The sequence below is a fragment of the Mediterranea massiliensis genome (assembly GCF_900128475.1).
GTDB classification, from domain to species: Bacteria; Bacteroidota; Bacteroidia; order Bacteroidales; family Bacteroidaceae; genus Bacteroides; species Bacteroides massiliensis_E.
This window is the reverse complement of the sequence record NZ_LT635838.1, coordinates 684,291-705,499: the sequence shown is the minus strand read 5'-3', so window position 1 is coordinate 705,499 and position 21,209 is coordinate 684,291. Positions and strand designations below refer to the sequence as shown.

Sequence of the window (21,209 nt, the reverse complement as noted above, 5' to 3'; positions counted from 1 at the left end):
TGAGGAGGGTGTGCGGGCAGTTTTTGTTAGATAAGGTACGGCTCCTATCGGAAACTGTAAAAAGTAAAGGGACCTTGTGATCGGATAACCTGTTTCAAAGTGGAAATTATGTTAACTGTCATCCGCCTTTTGCGGAAAAAGAACTACTTTTGCCAAACTATTAACGATATTATAATGAATAGAATGACCACGAACTTGGCAATTCAACTTAAGAATCGTATGACAGTGCCCGAGCCTACCTTGCGCCGTCTTCCGTGGTATCTTTCCAATATCAAGTTGCTGAAACAGAAGGGAGAACGCTATGTGTCTTCCACCCAGATATCCAAGGAAATCAATGTAGACGCCTCGCAGATAGCCAAGGACCTTTCGTATGTCAATATTTCGGGACGTACGCGGGTGGGCTATGAGGTGGATACCCTGATTGCCGTGCTCGAGGATTTCCTGGGCTTCACCAACCTGCACAAGGCGTTCCTGTTCGGTGTGGGAAGTCTGGGAGGCGCCTTGCTCCACGACTCCGGTCTGCGGCACTTCGGCCTGGAGATTGTGGCGGCTTTTGACGTCAATCCCGCTTTGGTCGGCACGAAGCTGAACGGCATTCCCATTTTTCATACCGATGAATTCCCCCGGAAGATGAAGGAGTACGACGTGCATATCGGCGTGCTGACCGTACCCATCGAGATTGCCCAGCAGATTACGGACTACATGGTGGAGGGCGGCATCAAGGCCGTGTGGAACTTTACCCCCTTCCGCATCCGGGTGCCCGAGAACATCGTCGTACAGAACACGTCGCTGTATGCCCATCTGGCCGTGATGTTCAACCGTCTGAACTTTAATGAAATCAAATAATGAAGATTATAGCTGTAGGAATGAACTATGCCCTGCACAACCAGGAGCTGGGGCATCGGCAGGAAAACAAGGAACCGGTCATCTTCATGAAGCCCGACTCGGCCATTCTGAAGGATGGCAAGCCGTTTTTCCTTCCCGACTTCTCGAACGAGGTCCATTATGAGACCGAGGTGGTGGTGCGCATCTGCCGCCTGGGCAAGCACATCGCGCCGCGCTTTGCGCACCGGTATTACGATGCGGTGACGGTGGGCATCGACTTTACGGCCCGTGACCTGCAGCGACGCTTTCGCGAGGCGGGCAATCCGTGGGAACTCTGCAAGGGCTTCGACAACTCGGCGGCCATCGGCACTTTTGTACCGCTGGAGCAGGTGGGGGGCGACGTGCAGCGGCTGGACTTCCACCTGGATATCGACGGACAGACGGTGCAGCGCGGCTGTACGGCAGACATGCTGTTTCGCGTGGACGACATCATCGCCTACGTCAGCCGCTTCATGACGCTGAAGATAGGCGACCTGCTCTTTACCGGTACGCCGGTCGGTGTGGGGCCGGTGAGCATCGGCCAGCATCTGCAGGGGTATTTGGGCGACGAGAAGCTGCTCGACTTCCATATCCGATGAAGAATTTTCAATGATCCATTCTCCATTTTCCATTATGAAAATACGTGTAGGTTTCGGCTTCGATGTCCACCAGCTGGTGGAAGGCCGTGAGTTGTGGTTGGGCGGCATACGCCTGGAGCACGAGAAAGGATTGCTGGGACACAGCGATGCCGACGTGCTGATACATGCCATCTGTGATGCCCTGTTGGGGGCGGCCAATATGCGTGACATCGGTTACCATTTCCCCGATACGGCCGGTGAGTTCAAGAACATCGACAGCAAGATTCTGCTGAAGAAGACCGTGGAACTGATTGCCACCAAGGGCTACACGGTGGGAAACATCGACGCTACCGTCTGTGCCGAACGCCCCAAGCTGAAGGCACGCATCCCCGAGATGCAGCAGACGCTGGCCCGCGTGATGGGGGTCGACGAGGACGACGTGTCCATCAAGGCCACCACGACCGAGAAGCTGGGCTTCACAGGCCGCGAGGAAGGCATTTCGGCGTATGCGACGGTGCTGGTGGTGAAAGAATAGGTTTGAGGTATCGGCGTTTATTGTTCACGATTCATAATTTATTTCTTTGGTTTCTTTTCCCATGAAACGTATTTTGTCTTTCCTGTTTCTGCTGGGGATGGGGTGGGTCACCCTGTATGCCCAGAGCGCTACCTTGAAGTTCAACCAGGCGGGTGAGTTCAAGATTGTCCAGTTTACCGACGTGCATTTCAAGTATGGCAATCCGGCCTCGGACATCGCGTTGGAGCGTATCGATGAAGTGCTGGAGGCGGAGCGTCCCGACTTGGTGGTGCTGACGGGCGACGTCATCTATGCCGCACCTGCCGACAAGGGGATGCGGACGGTGCTCGAACGGGTATCGGCCCATCAGGTGCCGTTTGTTGTAACGTTCGGGAATCATGACGACGAGCAGGGCATGACCCGTACACAGCTGTACGACCTCATCCGCTCCGTACCGGGCTGCCTGATGCCCGACCGTGCCGGGCAGGCTTCGCCGGATTATACGCTGACGGTGCAGTCGTCCGACGGGAAAGGCGGTCATGCTGCCGTGCTCTATTTCTTCGATTCCCATTCGTATTCCAAGTTGGAGGATGTGAAGGGGTACGACTGGCTGACGTTCGACCAGGTGGAGAACTACCGCCGCCAGAGTGCTGCGTTTACGGAGGCCAACGGGGGACAGCCGTTGCCAGCCCTGTCTTTCTTTCACATTCCGCTACCCGAATTCAACCGGGCTGCTTCCGATGAAGGGGCCATTCTGGTGGGTACACGCATGGAGAAAGCTTGTGCACCCGCTTTGAATACGGGCATGTTCACTGCCATGAAGGAGGCGGGCGATGTGATGGGCGTCTTCGTGGGGCACGACCATGACAACGACTATGCCGTGATGTGGCATGGCATCCTGCTGGCCTACGGACGCTATACGGGCGGAAACACCGTTTACAACCACCTGTCCAACGGCGCACGTGTCATCGTGCTGAAGGAAGGCCGGCGTACGTTTGATACGTGGATTGACCTGGCTGGCGGGCGGCAGGTGAACCGTGCGACTTATCCCGACAGCTTCGTGAAGAAATAGGATGTTACAGCAGTCGGACGTAGTGCAGCCTTGTGTACGGTGTACGTCCCACCATGTAGGTGCGGGCCACCCGTGCCGAGGCTATTTTCAGGGTTTCGCCCACCTGGTAGGCGTGCTCCGTGGCAGGTAGTGTACACGAGTGGCGGCTGGCGGTGCGGGCGTTGACGGTGAGGGCGACGCAGTTGCCCTCCGCGTCCTTCAGCCGGAGCTGCTGGCGGACGTAGAAGAAGGGAGTTCCGTTGCGTACGCAGGTCCGGTAGGGATTGTCTTCTATCCGTACGGCGGTCACCGTCAGTGTCAGGTTTTCCAGCCTGTCCCCCTCTTTTCCGAGGAAGCTGCCTGTAGGTTTCTGATACATTCTCCTGCGTTGGATGTCCTGATAGGCCGTGTAGTAGATGCGGGCAATAAGGGCGAGGCGAGCCTGCTTGGGGATGCGGGGTTCGAACTTGTAGGCTATCCAGCCGATGTAGGCCGGGTCGATGTTCAGAATCTCGTGCAGGAAGTGGCCGCGGTATTTGCCGAAGGGTATCAGGTCTTCGCCTTTGCTTTGCATGCGTTTGGCGTTGTATTCCATGAGAAACAGGCAGCGGGTGGAGTAGAAGCAGAGGGTGCTGGCCATGCGCAGGGCTTCGTGGATGTTGGCCGAGAGGTCGCAGAGGTAGAAGATGGACTGCCGGCTGGGCAGGGGCGCATAAATCCAAAGGGTGTACAGGGGTTTGCCTTCGCGCGGAAGCACGAGCAGGTAGGCACCGGCCTCTTTGTAGGAGGCTCTTCCCCGGTTGTACTGGTTGAGTTTCTGGTACAGCAGGGCTTGTTCGTTGTCGGAGAGATGCGGAAGTTTCAGTTGTGCCATGGCCGTCGGTTTATCTGTTGTCCAAGATAGTGATTTCGGACGAGAAAAGCAAATCTTTCAAGGAAAATCGTGAGTGCCGGTGATGGCTTGTACCGGCTGTCTTCTGTCATGCTTGATGGGAGGAACAGCTTGTGCCCTTTGTGCTTCCCGAAAATATTTTCTACTCTTTTATACTTATTAACGCTCTGCTTATTGCTATATTACGATTTAATCGTAGCTTTGTGGCGAATTCAATTTTAGAACTTTATTCCATGGAAAAATTAACGAAACAAGAAGAAGATGTGATGTTGTACATCTGGAAACTGGAGAATTGTTGCATCAAAGACATTCTGGCTGAGATGTCCGAACCGAAACCTCCCTATACGACGGTGGCTTCGGTAGTGAAGAACCTGGAGCGGAAACAGTATGTGAAGCCGTCGCATGTGGGAAATGCCTACTACTACAAACCGCTGATTCCGGAAAGTGAGTACAAGCGGACGTTCATGAGCGGCTTTGTGCGCAACTATTTTGCCAATTCATACAAGGAAATGGTGTCGTTCTTCGCCAAAGATCAGAAGATCTCGGCCGGGGAACTGAAAGATATTATTGAGATGATAGAGAAAGGCAAGGAGAAGTGATGGGCGGTGAACGGTGGGCGGCGCGCATTGCAAACCGCCAGCCTGCTTTCCATCTCTCGTCATTAACCATTATTCATTAACCATTTACCACTGATACGATGGTCTATTTTCTGAAAATCAATGTAGCGATTGCCTTGTTCTATGCCTTCTACCGGCTGTTTTTCTACAAGGATACGTTCTTCGTCTGGAGACGGACGGCCCTGCTGTGCTTCTTTGCCGTGTCGGCTGTGGTACCGCTGTTCAACATCCAGACCTGGGTCGAGCGGCAGGAACCGATGGTGGCCGTGGCCGACCTCTATGCAACCGTGGTCTTGCCGGAAATCACTCCCACGGTGCAGACGGAAACCGACAGGAAGCTGCTGATGGCCGACGGTATCGGCATGGCCTACTGGGCTGTGGCAGTCCTGCTGGCCGTGCGTTGTCTTGTACAGCTGGCAGGCATCGTCCGCTTGGCACGTCGTTGCCCTACGCAGAAAATAGACGGGACTACCGTACACCTGCTTCCGCGACCGGAAGGCCCGTTCTCGTTCTTCCACTGGATATTTGTCTGTCCCGGTACGCATACTGCCGAAGAATTGCACGAGATATTGACTCATGAGTGTACTCATGCCCGCCAATGGCATTCCATCGACGTGCTGATAGGAGAGCTGGCGTGCATCGTCTGCTGGTTCAATCCCTTTGCCTGGCTCATGAAGCGGGAGATACGGACCAACCTGGAGTATCTGGCCGATGAAAAGGTTCTGGAGACCGGCCACGACTCGCGTACCTACCAATATCACCTGTTGGGTTTGTCACATCATAAGGCTGCAGCAACCATATATAATAGTTTCAATGTCTTACCCTTAAAAAAGCGTATCATGATGATGAACAAACGAAGAACCCGAGCAATAGGGAGAACCAAGTACCTGATGTTTCTCCCGCTGGCCGCCCTGCTGATGATTGTCAGCAACATCGAGGCCGTGGCACGTGCCACACAGAGAATTACAGCTGAAGTTTTCGAGACCGTCACGCCTGCCGAAACGCCTGAAGCACAGCTTTGGGCCCCATCGACACAACAGGAGAAAACTGAGCTGGTGACCTATAAAGGAAAGATTGTAGACGAAGCGGGCAATCCGATTGGAAAGGTTAGAATTATCATCGACCAGAAGTTCCAGTCTGTTACCACAAGTACGGTTAACGCTCAAGGAGAGTTTCATATAGTGACTTCACCTCAAGCGAGTATTCTGTTTGAACATGCCAAAGGTGACGGCAGTATGTTGATGCGGTGGTGTACACCTGAATTTTTGGCTCAAATGGATTCCAAGAAGATGGTCATTGAGTTGATTCCGGCAAACATTACGCATTCTACTGCCGATGATGAAATCTACGAAGTCGTGGAAAACATGCCCCGCTTCCCCAACGGAGGTATGCAGGCGTTGATGCAGTATCTGAACGAAAACATCCGCTATCCCGAAGCTGCCATCAAGGCCGGAGTGCAGGGACGCGTCACCCTGCAGTTTATTGTCGATAAGGACGGAAGCATCGATGACGTAAAAATACTGAGAAGTGTCAATCCCGACCTGGATGCTGAAGCCATCCGCGTTATCAAGATGATGCCCCGATGGGAACCGGGTACCCATAAAGGCAAGCCGGTCAGAGTGAAATATACGGTCCCCGTGATGTTCCGCATCCCCTCCGAACCGGTGGAGAAGATAGACGAGATGATAGTAGTGGGCTACCGAACCCCCGACGCCCCCGTGACGGGCGAAGTATATGAAGTCGCGGACAAGATGCCCGAATTTCCCGGCGGCATGACAGGCCTGATGCAATACCTCAGCAAAAACGTCAAGTATCCGGCTGACGCCCGCGCGAAGGGTATACAGGGAAGAGTCGTCGTATCGGTGATTGTCAACACCAAAGGAAAAGCGACCAACGCCACAATTGTCCAAAGCGTCAGCCCCAGTCTGGATGCGGAAGCCCTGCGCGTGGCCGGTACCATGCCCGACTGGACACCCGGTACCAAGGACGGCACGCCGGTAAACGTGAAGTACTCCTTCCCGATCACGTTCCGTCTGCAATAGTAAATTCTCTCTTATACATAATTGATTCACCACAGAGGACAGGGTGCTCCCGAAAATATTCACCACGGATTATCCGAATTATCACAGATGAACAAAATATCTGCGTCAATCTGGGTAATCTGTGGTGAAACAGAAACGCCCTCGTTGCTCTGTGGTGATTTTTTTATTTCTTTACCTGCACAATCCGTGTCGGCTCCATCTCCACGTTGCGCTTGTCTACCTGGCGCACCACGGCGGCAGCCAGCTGGAGGAAGGCGCGGCCGGTGACGGTGTCCGAGTCAAGAGCTACGGGTGTACCCTTGTCGCCGCTCTCGCAGATGCTCTGCACGATGGGAATCTGTCCCAGCAGCGGCACGTGCAATTCTTCGGCCAGCTGCTTGCAGCCGTCCTTGCCGAAGATGTAATACTTGTTCTCCGGCAGTTCGGCGGGAGTGAACCACGCCATGTTCTCCACCAGTCCCAGGATGGGTACGTTCACCTTTTCGTTGGTGTACATGTCCACGCCCTTGCGTGCGTCGGCCAGGGCTACCTGCTGCGGCGTGCTGACGATGACGGCGCCCGTAATGGCAAGTGTCTGGAGCAGCGTCAGGTGGATATCACTCGTGCCCGGAGGGGTGTCAAGGATGAAGTAGTCCAGGTCGCCCCAGTCGGCATCGCCCACAAGTTGTTTCAGGGCGTTGCTGGCCATGCCGCCACGCCACAGGGTAGCCTGTTCGGGGTTGACGAAGAAACCGATGGAGAGCAGCTTCAGCCCGTACTTCTCGATGGGGACGATGAGGTCGCGACCATCGATGCGTTCGGCGTAGGGACGGGCGTCTTCCACCTGGAACATCTTGGGAACGGAGGGACCGAAGATGTCAGCGTCGAGCAGGCCCACCTTGTAGCCCAGCTTCACCAAGGCCACGGCTAGGTTGGCGGCCACGGTGCTCTTGCCCACGCCGCCCTTGCCGCTCGATACGGCGATGACGTTCTTCACGCCCGGCAACATTTTGCCCGGCTCGGGGCGGGCGGCCTGCCGGCTTTCGGTGGTGATGGTCACCTCCACGTCGGGGGACACGTAGGTGTGGATGGCCGTCTCGGCCGATTTCAGCATGGACTTCATGAAGGGATCGGTGGGTTTCTCGAAGATGAGCGAGAAACTGACCTTCATGCCGTTGATGTGCAGGTTGTCGGCCACCATTTCGGCTTCGACAAGGTTCTTGCCGTTGCCCGGATAGCGCACGGTGGCCAGTGCGTCGAGAATGAGTTTCGGATAGAGAGTCATAATATATCTGTTTTTTATTTGCTTGTCTGAAGTCCGCTCCGCTTGCTGCGGTTGTAGCTCCGGTAGTCGTCCAGCTCGATTTCCACATCGGGTTCCGTGAGGATGCCCTCGTGCGGCAGTCGGAAGCGGAGGTACTTGATGTTGAGGCCGCGGTCCAGCCATTGCTGCTCGTAGTAGGTGCGGATGCCAAGTATCTCGTCGGCCAGGCCGGAGTGGTAGAGGTCTTCGGTCATCACTTCGACGGGCAGGTGGTTGTGCTCCACCATGTACTTGGTGTAGGTGAACATGAAGTTGCTGTCCGTCTTGAGGTGCACCAGTCCGCCGTCCACGAGGAAGCGGCGGTAGCGTTCCATGAAGTAGGTGGACGTCAGCCGCTTGGTGCCCTTCTTCATCTGCGGGTCAGAGAAGGTGAGCCATATCTCGCTCACCTCGCCCGGGGCAAAGAAGCGGTCGATGATTTCGATGTTGGTGCGCAGGAAGGCCACGTTGGTCATGCCCGCCTGCAGCGACTCGGTAGCTCCCGTCCACATGCGAGCCCCCTTGATATCCACTCCGATGAAATTCTTCTCGGGGAAGAGTCGGCCCAGGCCCACGGTGTATTCGCCGCGGCCGCAACCCAATTCCAGCACAATGGGGCGGTCGTTCTTGAAGAACGCCTCGCCCCACCGGCCTTTCATGTCGAATGGCACGTCGTCCACCGCCGAGTAGGGATACTCGAACACGTGTGGATAACGTGCCATATCTGCAAATTTCGCTAATTTTCCTTTTCCCATAAATCAGTTTGTCATTCCACAATCGTTACCCAGCCGTGAACATCGGGCTCGTCGCCATACTGGATGGCACGCAGCTTGTGATAGAGTTTGGTACTGATTTCGCCCGGCTTGCCGTCCTTCGAGATGACGTAGGATCGGTTGTTCTCGGGGTCGTCGATGCGCTGGATGGGGCTGATGACGGCGGCCGTACCGCAGGCACCCGCCTCTTCGAACGTAGCCAGTTCTTCCTCGGGGATAGGACGACGCTCTACCTTCAAGCCCATGTCCTCGGCCAGCTGCATCAGGCTCTTGTTGGTGATGCTGGGCAGGATAGAGGTGGACAACGGCGTGATGTAGGTGTTGTTCTTGATGCCGAAGAAGTTGGCGGCACCACATTCGTCCATGTATTTCTTTTCCTTGGCGTCGAGGTAGAACTCAGCAGAGTAGCCGCCCTCGTGGGCTTCCTTGCTGGCGCGGAGGCTGGCCGCATAGTTGCCGCCCACCTTGAACGTACCGGTACCGAGCGGAGCCGCACGGTCGTACTTGCGCGTGATGACGTAGGGAGTGGTGGCAAATCCGCCCTTGAAGTACGGGCCTACGGGCGTGACGAAAATCAGGAACAGATACTCATTGGCGGGTTTGACGCCTACCTGTGCCCCTGTGCCCACCAGCAACGGACGGATGTAGAGCGACGCACCGCTCTCGTAGGGCGGGATGAAGCGTTCGTTCAGCTTCACGACCTTGAGCACGGCCTCGCGGAAACGTTCGGTCGAGAGTTCGGGCATCAGGATGCCGCGGCAGGTGGATTGCAGGCGGGCGGCGTTCTCCTCCAGGCGGAAGATGCGCACCTTGCCGTCCTTGCCCTTGAAGGCCTTCAGGCCCTCGAAGGCTTCTTGTCCGTAGTGCAGACAGGTAGCTGCCATGTGCATGGGGATGGTTTCCTCGCTGCATACTTCCAGCTCGCCCCACTGACCGTTACGATGGTAAATTCTCACGTTGTAGTCTGTCTTCATGTATCCGAAGGACAGATTTGACCAATCAATTTCTTTCATAATTTTATGATGTTATATGTTGTTTTCCAAATTATTCCTCTTGAAGCTCATTGTCCAATCCCGAAGGGTCCTGACGGCAATCCCATACGGATATGACAATCACCTTGTCATCCTCCACACGATAGATGACCTTATAATGCGGATGTGCGACGATGGATCGGTATGTGAACGGCAAATCTGCATAATCTGACAAAATGCCCCCTATATGGGGATGAACGGTCAGCAGATCAATTGTTTCACTGATCTTAGAAACAATCTTCTTGGCAACTTTGCGGTTTGCTACTGTACGATAATAATCGAATATCTCACGGATTTGCCTCTTCGCTCCGTTTCGCACGATAACTACCATGCCTGCATCTCCTCTTTAAAGGTTTCCCATGGAGTGACTTCTCCTTCCACAATCTCCTTTTCGGCCTGTATCAGGTCTTCCCTCCGTTCCTCCTCCGTATAAGGCAATCCCGGGATACGTCCGTCTTTCTCCCTTTCCTTCAAATCTTGCAGAAAGGCTTGAAGCACATCCATAGCCCAGTCCTTGTCCATCAGGGAAATGACATCCTGCAACACCTGTTGCCTCAGCTTCATTGTACTCATAACTTGCTTACGTTTTTGTTCTCAGGCAAAAATACTCTTTATTCTTCACTTTCTTGCTTTTCGGCCAGTATTTTTTCGATTTCCCGGTCGGCTTTCGTCAGTTTGCTCTCGCAGAAGGCGATGATTTCGTTGGCTTCCTTGATTTTCTCGGCCAGCTGGTCAATCTCCAGTTCGTTGTTGTCAATCTGGTTGACAATCTTTTCCAGGCGGGCCATGGCCTGCGAGTAGGTTTCTTTTTTCTTGGGTACGGGCATATCTTGATTACTATTTGATGTTTTTTACGATTGAAGTGAATGTTCCCTTATGAACCTGCGTCACCAGCACGTCGCCCTCGCACAGCCGGGAGGCGTCCTTCACGGCCCGCCCGTCCTTCAGCGTCAGGCTGTAGCCACGGGCCAGAAGCTTCTCGGGCGAAGCGTCGGCCAGGCGTTGGCGGAGCAGTTCCAGCCGATGACGGTGACGTGCCAGCAGCGTCTCCACCGAGCGGTGCAGGTCCTTGCGGGCGGTGAGCAGCTCCAGCTTGGCGGACGACACGCGGCGGACGGCCGACGCGGGGATGCGGTTGCGGCATTGGTACAGACGCCGGCGCTCCTGCTCCAGGCGGGCGGTCACGCCTTCGTGCAGACGGACGGCCAGTTCGTTCAGGTGGTCGGCCGCCTCGTCCATACGGGCGATGAGGTATTCGGCGGCGGCGGTCGGGGTCTTCACGCGGACGTGGGCCACGGAGTCGAGCACGGTGTCGTCGCGTTCGTGCCCGATGCCGGTGATGATGGGCAGGGGGAACTGGGCACAGGCAGCGGCCAGCAGGTATGTGTCGAAGCACGAGAGGTCAGACGTGGCGCCTCCGCCCCGGATGATGACCACCACGTCGAACCGGTCGGCCCGGTTGTTGATGGCGTCCAGCGCCTCGAGAATGGATGCCTCCACACGGTCGCCCTGCATGGCGGCGGCAAAGAGGGTCACCTGGAAGGCATAGCCACGCGGATTGTGCTCCAGCTGATGGCGGAAATCGCCATAACCTGCCGCCGTGGGCGAAGAGATGACGGCCACCCGCTGGGGCAGCACAGGCATGGGCAGCTCCTTGTTCAGCGTCAGTACGCCTTCCTCTTCGAGCTGTTTCAGAATCTCACGGCGGCGGCGCGCCATGTCGCCCAGGGTATAGGTGGGGTCGATGTCGTGCACGGTGAGGCTGTAGCCGTAGAGCTCGTGGAAGGAGACGCTGACCTGCACCAGCACCTTGATACCCGCCTCGAAAGCCTGCCCCGTGCTCTCCTCGAAGTAGGGACGGAGCAGGCGGAAGACGTTGCTCCAGATGACGCCGCGCGCCTTGGCCACGAGGTTGTTGCCCCGCGGGTTCTTCTGCACGAACTCCACGTAGCAATGCCCCGTAGCGGGATGCATGCGCACCTCGCTCAGCTCGGCCTGTACCCAATATTCATCGGGCAGACACTGCTCCAGGCTTCGACGCACCAGGGCGTTGAGGTCGTATAGGGATAAAGCGTCCATGGTCAGCGGGATTGGGACAGGTATTCCTGATAGGCCTGCCACAGGTCGGGCACGCCATAGCCATAAATATTGTCAGGATAAGCGGCGCGGTCGCCCGAACGACGTACCAGTTCGATTACCTCCTTGGCCGTCAGCTTGGGGCAGGCCTGCCACAGGCAGGTCACCATGCCACACATAATGGGCGAGGCAAAGGAAGTGCCGTTGGCCTGCGTCAGGTTACCGTCGGTACCCATCACGTCGGCCTTGTAGCCCACGGCCACCACATCGGGCTTGATGCGTCCGTCCGCCGTATTGCCGATGGACGAGAAAGTGGCCAGCACGCCGTCCTTTCCCACCGCTCCCACGGTCAGCACATTGTCGGCATCGGCCGGAGGGGTAATCTTTTTCCACGGCCCTGCACCCGCATTGCCCGCGCTGCACACCAGCACCATGCCCTTGTCGGCCACGTGCGAAGCCTGGCGCGACATCAGTGCGTACCGGCCGTCCAGCTGACGGAACTCATAGTTCTTCGAAGGGTCATCGAAGGTGTAATAACCGAGAGACGTATTGATGACGTCCACCCCCACGCTGTCCGCAAACTCGACGGCGGCCGACCAGTAGTCCTGCTCCACCAGGTTCTCGGAGTAGTCGTCCTCGCTACGCAGCAACCAGTAGGAAGCCTCGGGAGCGGTGCCCACCATCACCTCCGGACGGTTCAACCCCATGCACGACCACACGGCCATGCCGTGGCTCTGCTCGGCAAAGATATCGGCACGAGGATTGACGAAGTCCTTCACGCCCAGCACGCGGTTCATGTCGAAGGCCGTGATGCGGTCGGCGTTGTGATAACCCGCGTCGATGACGGCAATGGTCATCCCCTGCCCGCGGAAGCCCGCCTCGTGCAGCTTGTCGCCGCGGCTCAGCTGTATCTGTGCGGCGCCTGCACCGTAGTATCTCTCAGGATGTTTCTCGGGGCGGTTCACCAGCGAGTCGCGTTGGGGCGTCACCACCTCCTTGGCAGGGCGCATCCACACCCGTTCGGCGGAGCGCACGAAAGGCAGGGCGGCGATGCGGCCGATGGCCGACGAGTCGTTGCACGACACCGTCACGAAGTTCTCCCATTTGCCCGTCACCACGATGTTCACTCCCTGCCGCTGTATCTCGTCCACATAGCTTCGACATACAGGCAGGTCGGTAGAGTCCACCTCCAACCCCTGGCGGTGGCGGCGCTCCAAAGCCTTCGCGGACAGGAATTCTTCCGGACGCTGCAAGGAGTACTCCGTAGCCGCCTTGTCCTTCAGGCAGATGCGATACTTCAGCGTGTCCTGTTGTGCACCCGCCGACAGGACGGTCAGGATGCCAACCAATAACCCAATCATTCGTTTCATATCATTTCCAATTTTCCATTATCCATTTTCAACAAACATTCCAATTCCCCGTTGCGAAGCGATGAACGCTCCGCCCACCACGCGACGGCCGATGTAGAACACCGCCGACTGGCCGGGTGCGATGGCCGATGCCTCTTCCTGGAAGTGCACCAGCAGGCGTCCGTCCTCCAGGCGGCTCACCGTGCAGGGAATGGGACGGCTGCGGTAGCGTATGCGCACCGTCAGGCAGTCGCTTCCGAACACCTCCGCCTCGTCCGTCAGGCAGTCCTGCTCGGCCAGCATGTAGCGCGTCTTCAGCTGTTCGGCATCGCCCAGCATCACGGTGTTCTTCTGCGGATTGATTTTCAGCACGTAGGCCGGCTTGCCCAAGGCTATCTCCAGCCCCTTGCGTTGCCCGATGGTGTAGTACGGGAAGCCCTTGTGCTCGCCCAGCTTCACGCCCTCGGCGTTCACAAACCATCCCTTGCCCACCTCCGTATCTATCTCGGGGCTGTGCTCGCGCAGGAAGTCGCGGTAGTCGCCCTTGATGAAGCACACCTCCATGCTCTCGCCCTCGTCGGCCTTCAGCGTGTAGCCCTTGTCGCGCAGGTAGTCGCGCACCTTCAGCTTGGTGTATTCGCCCAGGGGGAAGAGGCAGCGGAGCAACACGTCCTGCCCCAGCCGCCACAGGAAGTACGACTGATCCTTCTTGTCGTCGTCGCCTGCCACGATGTAGCGTTTGCCGTTCCTGTCTTCCAGCCGCGTATAGTGGCCCGTGGCGATGTAGGCACAACCCAGGCGGTCGGCCCACTCCGTCAGGATGCGGAACTTGAACAGCGGGTTGCACATCACACAGGGGTTGGGCGTGCGTCCCGCGCGGTATTCGTCGATGAAATATTGTACAATGGTGCGGCGGAAGCCCTCGCGCTCGTCGGCCACGTGGTGCTCGATGCCCATGCTCTCGGCCAGGCGGCGTGCCTCCACCGGCTCGTCGCCCCACACCCACATGGTGAGCCCCACAATCTCGTAGCCCTGCTCGCGCAGCATCAGGCACGTGGCGGTGCTGTCTATGCCGCCGCTCATGCCCACCAAAACTCTCTTTTCAGGTCCGTTCATAAGCAGTAATTTCTATTAAATGGATGAAAGTCTATATAACAAAATCTTTCGGCATGCGGTTCATCCCCCTCTTCTCACAGGATGGCCAGGGCGATGCAGGCACAGGCCTCGGCATCGGCCAGGGCATGATGGTGGTGCGTCAGGTCGTAGCCGCAGCGGGCAGCCACCGTCTGCAGCTGGTGGTTGGGCAGCTGCTTCCCGAAGGTGCGCCGTGAGGCACGGCAGGTGCAATAGAAGGCATAGTCGGGATAGCCCATGTCGAAAGCCTGGAACGCCGCCCGCAGGCACCCTTCGTCGAAGGGACTGTTGTGGGCCACCAGCGGCAGTCCTTCCAGCCGCGGGGCCACTTCCTGCCAAACCGTCGGAAACTCCGGTGCAGCGTCCGTGTCGCGGCGGGTCAGTCCGTGTACCTGCGTGTTCCAGTAGCTGTAGTAGTTGGGGTAGGGGCGTATCAGGCGGTAGATCTTTTCTTTGATTACCCCGTCGCGCACGATGACGATACCCACGCTGCACACGCTGCTCCGTTCGCCGTTGGCCGTCTCAAAATCGATGGCTGCAAAGTCTTTCATCCTTGTTCTTCTTTAACTTCGGGCGAAAATAGTGAAAGTAGGGCGGATAGTCAAACGAAATACGGAGTTTTTTCTTTGGGCTGTCCCGGGCCGCCTTCCGCCGCTGTAACACAAACGAAACACGTATGACACATTCCCATAACGCATATTTCCGAGCTTTGCGGCCGAAAAACGAGTGAACAACCCATTTCAAGACAAGATCAAAATATGATGAAGAAGAGCATTCTCCTGCTGACGGCTGCCCTGCTGGCCGCAACCACTCTCTCCGCGCAAAGTGCGGGAAACGATGAAGACGGAAAGAAAATCGACAAGGAACGTCTGGAAGGCAAGGACTACCTGCCGAAAGTGAACGGAACCATCCGTGCCAAGTACGAATATCAGACGGGGATGGGAGCCGGACGCTTCGAGGTACGCAACGCGCGCGTCAGCCTCACGGGCAACATTCTTCCCATCGTGGCCTACAAGGCCGAGATAGACCTATCCGACGAAGGACAGATCAAGATGCTCGACGCCTACGCCCGCGTGTTCCCCGCCAAGGGCCTGACGGTGACGGCCGGACAGATGCGTGTGCCCTTTACCATCGATGCCCACCGTTCGCCCCACGAGCAGTACTTCGCCAACCGTTCGTTCATCGCCAAGCAGGTGGGCAACGTGCGCGATGTCGGCGTCACGCTGGGTTATCAGCTGCCCGTCAGCCTGCCGGTCACGCTGGAGGGCGGACTCTACAACGGTACGGGTCTTACCAACCAGAAAGTGTGGCACAAGGAGGTGAACTACTCCGCCAAGGCGGTGGTATTGCCTGCTGACGGATGGAACTTCACCCTCAGTGTCCAAGGCATCAAGCCCGAAGAGGTGTGGATGCGCTCCTACGACATCGGTACCTATTACGAAGCGGGCCGTTTCCACATCGAGGGTGAATACCTCTACAAGCAATATTCTGATAACGCTTTTCAGGACGTCCATTCGGTCGACGCCTTCATCAACTACGACTTGCCCCTAAAGAAAGTTTTCCAGAAGATGTCTTTCCTGGCCCGCTACGACATGATGACCGACCAAAGCGATGCCCAGACCCGCGACGAGGCCACCGGCGCCCTGACCGTCACCGACTACAAGCGCCACCGCCTGACGGGAGGCATCACCTTCAGTCTCAGCAAGGCTTTCCGTACGGACCTCCGCCTGAACTATGAGAAGTATTTCTATCCCGCGGGCAGCATCGCCAAGGAGTCCGAGCAGGACAAGGTGGTGCTCGAACTGATGGTCCGCTTCTGATTCAGCACAGTCTTTCTATTTGCCGGCCGCTTCCCTCATAGCCTTGTACCGCCTGTAGGCTTCGATTACGTGCCTGCGGCTGCGGATAATCTGCCAGCGGTACACCAGGCAGGTGGTCAGGAAGTAGATGCCGGTCTGCAGCCACAGGGCCTGATATTCCCACTGCACTTCGTTCAGCGTGGCGCCCATGCTGTTGATGCGTACATATCCGTTGATGCCGAAGGTCGACGGGAACAGGTACGAGAAGTAGCGCCAGAAGGGCGGGATGGCCGAAGCCGGCCACGAGATGCCCGACAGAAACAGCAGCGGCACCGAGGTGAAGACAAAGAGCAGCATGCACGTCTCGCGGTTGCGGATGGCGATGGAGGCCGTCATGGCAAAGAAGATGCAGGCGCTCAGGTAGGGCAGAATGAACAGAATCAGTTCGCCCGGCAGGGCTATCTGGTTGAGGCTGAACAGCCAGGGCACCACGCACAGCACGTAGGCCGACACCAGTGTGTACACCAGGAAGTAGCTCAGTCCCTTGCCCATGACGATGCGCAGCGTGCCGTTGTAGTGGCGGTTGATGGGCACCAGGTCTCGAAACTGGTTCTTCTCGCGGGCCGTTCCTGCCGACAGGCCGATGCCCAGCAGCAGCGTCTGCTGGATGATCAGTATCAGCACGGCCGGTATCAGGAAGGCGGCAAATCCGTTGGTGGGGTTGTACAGCGCCACGTCCTTGTATTCGATGGGGTAGGCTGTAATCTCGTCCTGCCGGTCGGTGGTGTTTCCGGCCCGGGCTATCTTGATTTCCGCGTTCATCTCCAGCGACACTTCCGTGTTGGCGCTCAGCATGGCCTTGTAGTACATCAGTCCGCTCATGTCGCAGAAGATGCTCACCTGCGTCTGCCGTCCGGCGGCGATGTCGTCGCTGAAGGTCTCGGGCAGGTAGACGATGCCGTAGGCGTCACGTTCGCGCAAGGCCAGCTTGGCTTCCTCCATGTCGGCACACTGTGCCACCACGCGGATGTCGGGGCTGGCGTCGAGCATGCGCACGTACTGGCGGCTCAGCGAGCTGCGCGAGCAGTCCACTACCACGGCGGGCACGTCGCGCAGCGTCTCGTTGGTGTAGATGAACGAGTAGATTAGCGGGTAGACCAGCGGCACCAGGATGAAGAAGATCAGTACCCCCTGGTCGCGCAGGGTGGTGCGGAACTCCTGTCTCCATATATAGAACAAGTCGTAGATGCCTTGTACGACTCTTTGTCTGAAGGTCATTCTTTTCATCACGGTACGTATTTATAGTAAATGAGGGCCGCCTTCAGCCGGTGGGCGATGAGGAACGGCAGCATCATGAACAGCAGCAGGGCCACGTAGTTGGTCCACGAGTAGATCATCGGATACCCGTTCAACGCCTGGTCCACGTAGATCAGGAAGTAGTGGCGCAGCGGGAAGAGGTTGGCCAGTGCCTGCAGCGTGGGGTGCATGCCCATGGCCGGGAACGACAGGCCGCACATCGAGAACGACAGCACGCCCCACAGCGAGGCGAAGCTCAGCCCCAGGCGCAGGGTGGGCAGGACGCCGATCATCAGGATGCCCATGCCCTGCGATGCCAGTACGAGGCACAGGGTGGCAAAGAGCATCGGCCCGATGCCGCTATTGCAGGGGAAGTGCAGGAACCCGTACAGATAGACATTGTACAGGATGCCCATCAGGAAGAACACGGCGGTGTGGGGCAGCAGCTTGCCGGCCAGCGATATCCAGATGGAGTTGTTGCCGGTACGCAGCCACTGGCGGGCGGTGCGGTCCTTGATTTCCACACCGATGGAAAACACCGTCACCATAAAGATGAGCAGCATCAGTACGCCCGGTGCAAACGTATTGTTCAGGTAGACCGAATAGTTGATCCACGGATTGTTCAGCGGGTGCGTGTCGATGACGATGGGCTGCAGGAATCCCATGGCCTGGTCTTCCGTCGCTCCCTTGGCGTAGAGCACCGAGCGGGTAGCGGCTCCCGAGGCCAGTTCGCTCATCATCTTCATGTCCTTGTAGAGCAGCGAGCCGGCAATGAGCAGTGTGTTGTTGGTGTAGAACGACACTTTGGGCTGCCGCTGGGCCTGCGCCTTGGCAGTGGTGCCGTCGGGAATGTAGTAGAAACCGTAGATGTCGCCCCGCTGCATGGCCTGCCGGGCCTCGGTCACGTTGGGATAGTGGGCCACGACGGCCGTCTGCTCGAAGGCGTCGAGGTTGCGCGCCAGTTGTCGCGAGGTGGTCGTCATGTCTTCGTCCACTACGCCCACCGGCATGTTCTGCGGCAGCCCCGAGTCCATCAGGGTGGTGAAGAACACGTAGCAGAACAGTGGAGCCACCACCATGCAGAACAGGTACAGCGGCCGCGACACGAGGCGCTTTCCCTCGCGCTTCATCACGTTCCACAAGGCTTTGTATTTTGTTGCGTTCATTTATTTAATTGAAAATTGATAATTGAAAATTGAGAATTGTGAATTGAAAATGAAAGTATTGGTCATCCTGAACGTAGTGAAGGATCTCCATCACAGCATTCTTCATTCCTCATTCTTCATTCTTCATTCTTCATTTTCCCCATTCTTCATTTCTCCAGCACCACGCTCATTCCCGGCCGCAGTCCCTCGACCTTCTCCAGCGGACTGGCCTTCACTTCGAACGTCTTCAGGTCAAACTGGCCGGTGGTCTTCGTGGCTTTCCAGGCGGCATAGGTGCCCAGATCCTTCATATAATATACCTTCAGCCGGATGTTGCGGTCCAGGGCCGGCACATAGGCTTCGAACTCCGTACCCACGGTCAGTCCCTTCAGCAGGTCTTCGCGCACGTTGAAGCTCACCCACATGTCTTCCATCACGGCGATGTTCATGATGGGAGCTCCCGTTCCCACCAGCTCGCCCACCTTGGGAAAGATTTCCGATACCTCTCCCGCCGTCTGGGCGATGAGGTACGTTTCCTGGATGTACGACTGTACTTCGGCCACGGCTCCGCGCGCACGCTGCACCAGGGCTGCGGCAGCCTCCTTGTCCTCGCGTTCGGCACCGTTCCGGGCCATGTCATACTGCGACTTGGCCGCCTTTTCCGTCGCGATGGCCGCCTCACGCTGCGCCGTCACTTCGTCCAGCTTCTGCGCCGACATCACGCCCTGGTCGTACAGGTTCTTCACTCGTTTGTACGACTTCTCGGCGATGGTTACCCCCGCACGTGCCTTCTGCCATATCTCGTAGGCGCCCTGTATCTGCTCCTGGCGTGCTCCCTTGATGGCCTTCTCGTTCTGTGCCTGTGCGGCGGCTTCGGCGGCCCGTGCCTGTTCCAGCTTGGCCTGTACGTCCGGTGCCTCCAGCAGGGCCAGGGTGTCGCCCGCCTTCACCTGTTGTCCCTCCTTCACGCGGAACTCCAGGATGCGTCCCGGCACCTTGCTCGATACGCGGTATTCGTTGACGTCTGCTTGTCCTTGAACGATTTCCGGCCCTTTGTGCAGCATGAAGAAGCCTGCCAGGGCCACTACTGCGATGACGCCCACCAGTGTCAGGAAGGCCAGCAGCATGTTACTGTTTTGCGATTTTGTATCCATTTCTATAATTGAAAATTAATTCTTCATTCTTCATTTATAAGTTCTCCCGTTGCCCTCTTCAGGTAGAGGTCTGTCAGCTTCACGTCTATCTGGGCGTCGATCTTCTCCGACTGGGCCGACAGCCAGGCCGTGTGGGCTTCCAGCACGTTGCTGGCCGGTATCACCCCTTCCTCGAAGCCCAGGGTGGCGTAGCGCAGGTTCTCGTCCGCCTTCTCCAGGTTCTTCTCGGCCATCACCAGTTTCTTGGCCGCCTCGTTCACCTTGAAGGCCGACTGGTTCACCTGCAGCTGTATTTTTTCCTTGGCTTCCGCCAGTTGGAAGCGGGCGATGTTGGCTTCCGCCTTGGCCGCCTTCACCTTATTGATGCCTTCGCCCCAGTGCCACAGAGGTACCGATACCATCACGCCCACGTTCCACATGCCTTTGAACTTCTTCTCAAAGCTGTTCAGCACCGACGGACTGGTGGCGATATAGCTTCCCATCAGGGCGATGGAGGGCAGCATTTCCGAGCGGGTCACGTTCACCTTCTGGTCGTAGATCTTGGAGGCCAGCTCCAGGCTGCGCACTTCGGGGCGCGTGGCATATACACTTTCCATGTTGAACTCCTTGCCGGCCGCTCCGGCTTCTGCCAGGCTCTCTTCCCGCTCGTCCTCCAGCACGATGTCCGTCGTCAGGTCCAGTCCGCACAGCTGGCACAGCAGCATGCGCGACAGGCTCAGGCCGTCGTCCACCTTGGTCAGCGTCATTTCGGCCTCGTTCACCTTCACCTTTACCGACAGGCCGTCGGCCTTGGTGGCCACGCCTTCGTTGATCATCTTGTCCACATCACTTTCCAGCTTTTTCAGCAGCTCCAGGTAGCCTTCGGCCAGCTTCTTCTTGTGTACCAGCGACACCACCTGCCAGTAGGCCTGGTCGGTGTTCAGTATCACTTCCTGCATGCCCGTGCTGTGTTGCTGGCGGGCCAGTTCTTCCGCATATTTGGTGATTTTGTTGTAGGCTCTGATTTTTCCGCCCATGTACAGCGGTTGCGTCAGGGTGACGGCTCCGGCAAAGATGTTGCGCGTGTCGGTGCGCAGGGCGTCCACCAGCGAGTTGCCCACCTGGTTCAGCGGTCCGGCCAGGTCTATGCTCCCGAAGGCCTGTACCAGTTGCACGAACTGCGGGTTCTGCAGCAGGCCCGGGTTCTGGGCTATCAGGTTCTGCACGCCGCTCTGCAGGGCGCCGCTCAGGTTGGTGCCCAGGTTGGACAGCGCCTCTTTCTGCGAGTCGCTCAGCAGCGACAGTTCTTTCTGGTTGCGGATGTAGGTGCCCGTTGCGTCCAGCTTGGGCAGGTAGTTGGCAAAGGCCGCCTTCTTCTGGTAGTGTGCGGCGTTGATTTTCTCCTGGCTTATCAGCAGCTCCTTGTTGTTGGCCATGGCCAATGCACGACAACTATCCAGGCTCAGTACCTGTTGGGCGCCCGCCGCATAGGCCGTCAGGGCTAATAAGGTGGAACATAAGAACTTTTTCATTGCATTCATTGTAATTTACGTTTCTGTTGATTGCCTCCAAGCATCGGCAATGATTGCATAAACAACAATGCAAAGGTAGAAAAGTTCTCGATACTCCAAGC

Annotated in this window: 22 protein-coding genes; 7 read left to right on the top strand and 15 right to left on the bottom strand. The window is 57.1% G+C overall.

What is annotated here, in order from left to right:
- Nucleotides 1–183 precede the first annotated feature (183 nt).
- The 4 genes from BQ7483_RS12860 to BQ7483_RS12845 all read left to right on the top strand — a co-directional run bounded on the left by BQ7483_RS12860 (nucleotide 184) and on the right by BQ7483_RS12845 (nucleotide 3,028).
- The gene (locus BQ7483_RS12860) at nucleotides 184–846 is read left to right on the top strand and encodes a redox-sensing transcriptional repressor Rex (RefSeq protein ID WP_139247662.1); all 663 of its coding nucleotides are present in this window, start codon (nucleotides 184–186) and stop codon (nucleotides 844–846) included.
- On the top strand, nucleotides 846–1,463 hold the full coding sequence (locus BQ7483_RS12855) for a fumarylacetoacetate hydrolase family protein (RefSeq protein WP_022020980.1): 618 nt from the start codon (nucleotides 846–848) through the stop codon (nucleotides 1,461–1,463). Before BQ7483_RS12860 ends, BQ7483_RS12855 begins: the two co-directional genes overlap by 1 nt.
- Before the next feature lie 34 nt (nucleotides 1,464–1,497).
- Nucleotides 1,498–1,977, top strand: coding sequence for a 2-C-methyl-D-erythritol 2,4-cyclodiphosphate synthase (gene ispF, locus BQ7483_RS12850; RefSeq protein ID WP_022020981.1), 480 nt, complete (start codon nucleotides 1,498–1,500; stop codon nucleotides 1,975–1,977).
- Between the two features lie 61 nt (nucleotides 1,978–2,038).
- A complete protein-coding gene (locus BQ7483_RS12845; RefSeq protein ID WP_022020982.1) occupies nucleotides 2,039–3,028 on the top strand; it encodes a metallophosphoesterase family protein in 990 nt (329 codons plus the stop codon).
- Between the two features lie 4 nt (nucleotides 3,029–3,032).
- On the opposite strand, the gene BQ7483_RS12840 is transcribed toward BQ7483_RS12845, so the two are convergent.
- Nucleotides 3,033–3,881, bottom strand: a complete 849-nt coding sequence (locus BQ7483_RS12840) for an exodeoxyribonuclease X C-terminal domain-containing protein (protein WP_072546160.1) — start codon at nucleotides 3,879–3,881, stop codon at nucleotides 3,033–3,035.
- Between the two features lie 251 nt (nucleotides 3,882–4,132).
- On the opposite strand from BQ7483_RS12840, the gene BQ7483_RS12835 reads away from it, so the two are divergent.
- Nucleotides 4,133–4,498 carry a BlaI/MecI/CopY family transcriptional regulator gene (locus tag BQ7483_RS12835; RefSeq protein WP_022020984.1) on the top strand — a complete coding sequence of 122 codons (366 nt, stop codon included), beginning with the start codon at nucleotides 4,133–4,135 and terminating at the stop codon, nucleotides 4,496–4,498.
- Nucleotides 4,499–4,596: 98 nt separating this feature from the next.
- On the top strand, nucleotides 4,597–6,558 hold the full coding sequence (locus BQ7483_RS12830; protein ID WP_072546159.1) for a M56 family metallopeptidase: 1,962 nt from the start codon (nucleotides 4,597–4,599) through the stop codon (nucleotides 6,556–6,558).
- A gap of 163 nt (nucleotides 6,559–6,721) precedes the next feature.
- Here BQ7483_RS12830 and BQ7483_RS12825 read toward each other — a convergent pair whose 3' ends face one another.
- The 10 genes from BQ7483_RS12825 to BQ7483_RS12780 all read right to left on the bottom strand — a co-directional run bounded on the left by BQ7483_RS12825 (nucleotide 6,722) and on the right by BQ7483_RS12780 (nucleotide 14,754).
- On the bottom strand, nucleotides 6,722–7,822 hold the full coding sequence (locus BQ7483_RS12825) for an Mrp/NBP35 family ATP-binding protein (RefSeq protein WP_072546158.1): 1,101 nt from the start codon (nucleotides 7,820–7,822) through the stop codon (nucleotides 6,722–6,724).
- Nucleotides 7,823–7,836: 14 nt separating this feature from the next.
- A complete protein-coding gene (gene trmB / locus BQ7483_RS12820; RefSeq protein WP_072546157.1) occupies nucleotides 7,837–8,595 on the bottom strand; it encodes a tRNA (guanosine(46)-N7)-methyltransferase TrmB in 759 nt (252 codons plus the stop codon).
- Nucleotides 8,596–8,606: 11 nt separating this feature from the next.
- Nucleotides 8,607–9,626 (bottom strand): branched-chain amino acid aminotransferase, encoded by a 1,020-nt coding sequence (locus tag BQ7483_RS12815; RefSeq protein WP_072546156.1) that lies wholly within the window; start codon nucleotides 9,624–9,626, stop codon nucleotides 8,607–8,609.
- Between the two features lie 31 nt (nucleotides 9,627–9,657).
- A complete protein-coding gene (locus BQ7483_RS12810) occupies nucleotides 9,658–9,975 on the bottom strand; it encodes a type II toxin-antitoxin system RelE/ParE family toxin (protein ID WP_072546155.1) in 318 nt (105 codons plus the stop codon).
- Nucleotides 9,969–10,217 carry a hypothetical protein gene (locus BQ7483_RS12805; RefSeq protein ID WP_022020990.1) on the bottom strand — a complete coding sequence of 83 codons (249 nt, stop codon included), beginning with the start codon at nucleotides 10,215–10,217 and terminating at the stop codon, nucleotides 9,969–9,971. Before BQ7483_RS12805 ends, BQ7483_RS12810 begins: the two co-directional genes overlap by 7 nt.
- Before the next feature lie 38 nt (nucleotides 10,218–10,255).
- Complete coding sequence (gene xseB, locus BQ7483_RS12800; RefSeq protein ID WP_021846923.1) at nucleotides 10,256–10,471, bottom strand: exodeoxyribonuclease VII small subunit; 216 nt, start codon at nucleotides 10,469–10,471, stop codon at nucleotides 10,256–10,258.
- 10 nt (nucleotides 10,472–10,481) lie between these two features.
- A complete protein-coding gene (xseA, locus tag BQ7483_RS12795) occupies nucleotides 10,482–11,723 on the bottom strand; it encodes an exodeoxyribonuclease VII large subunit (protein WP_072546153.1) in 1,242 nt (413 codons plus the stop codon).
- A gap of 2 nt (nucleotides 11,724–11,725) precedes the next feature.
- Nucleotides 11,726–13,090 (bottom strand): S8 family peptidase, encoded by a 1,365-nt coding sequence (locus BQ7483_RS12790; RefSeq protein ID WP_072546152.1) that lies wholly within the window; start codon nucleotides 13,088–13,090, stop codon nucleotides 11,726–11,728.
- Nucleotides 13,091–13,108: 18 nt separating this feature from the next.
- Nucleotides 13,109–14,185 (bottom strand): tRNA 2-thiouridine(34) synthase MnmA, encoded by a 1,077-nt coding sequence (gene mnmA, locus BQ7483_RS12785; protein ID WP_072546151.1) that lies wholly within the window; start codon nucleotides 14,183–14,185, stop codon nucleotides 13,109–13,111.
- Nucleotides 14,186–14,259: 74 nt separating this feature from the next.
- On the bottom strand, nucleotides 14,260–14,754 hold the full coding sequence (locus tag BQ7483_RS12780; RefSeq protein ID WP_022020994.1) for a 3'-5' exonuclease: 495 nt from the start codon (nucleotides 14,752–14,754) through the stop codon (nucleotides 14,260–14,262).
- A gap of 210 nt (nucleotides 14,755–14,964) precedes the next feature.
- Here BQ7483_RS12780 and BQ7483_RS12775 point away from each other — a divergent pair, with 210 nt between their 5' ends.
- Nucleotides 14,965–16,023: a porin gene (locus tag BQ7483_RS12775; RefSeq protein WP_072546252.1), complete on the top strand. Its 1,059-nt coding sequence runs from the start codon at nucleotides 14,965–14,967 to the stop codon at nucleotides 16,021–16,023.
- 15 nt (nucleotides 16,024–16,038) lie between these two features.
- Here BQ7483_RS12775 and BQ7483_RS12770 read toward each other — a convergent pair whose 3' ends face one another.
- The 4 genes from BQ7483_RS12770 to BQ7483_RS12755 form a co-directional block, all read right to left on the bottom strand.
- The gene (locus BQ7483_RS12770) at nucleotides 16,039–17,289 is read right to left on the bottom strand and encodes an ABC transporter permease (RefSeq protein WP_072546150.1); all 1,251 of its coding nucleotides are present in this window, start codon (nucleotides 17,287–17,289) and stop codon (nucleotides 16,039–16,041) included.
- Nucleotides 17,289–18,464 carry an ABC transporter permease gene (locus BQ7483_RS12765; RefSeq protein ID WP_072546149.1) on the bottom strand — a complete coding sequence of 392 codons (1,176 nt, stop codon included), beginning with the start codon at nucleotides 18,462–18,464 and terminating at the stop codon, nucleotides 17,289–17,291. Before BQ7483_RS12765 ends, BQ7483_RS12770 begins: the two co-directional genes overlap by 1 nt.
- Nucleotides 18,465–18,610: 146 nt before the next feature.
- Nucleotides 18,611–19,597, bottom strand: a complete 987-nt coding sequence (locus BQ7483_RS12760; RefSeq protein ID WP_072546148.1) for an HlyD family secretion protein — start codon at nucleotides 19,595–19,597, stop codon at nucleotides 18,611–18,613.
- Nucleotides 19,598–19,620: 23 nt separating this feature from the next.
- A complete protein-coding gene (locus tag BQ7483_RS12755) occupies nucleotides 19,621–21,108 on the bottom strand; it encodes a TolC family protein (protein ID WP_072546147.1) in 1,488 nt (495 codons plus the stop codon).
- Nucleotides 21,109–21,209 lie beyond the last annotated feature (101 nt).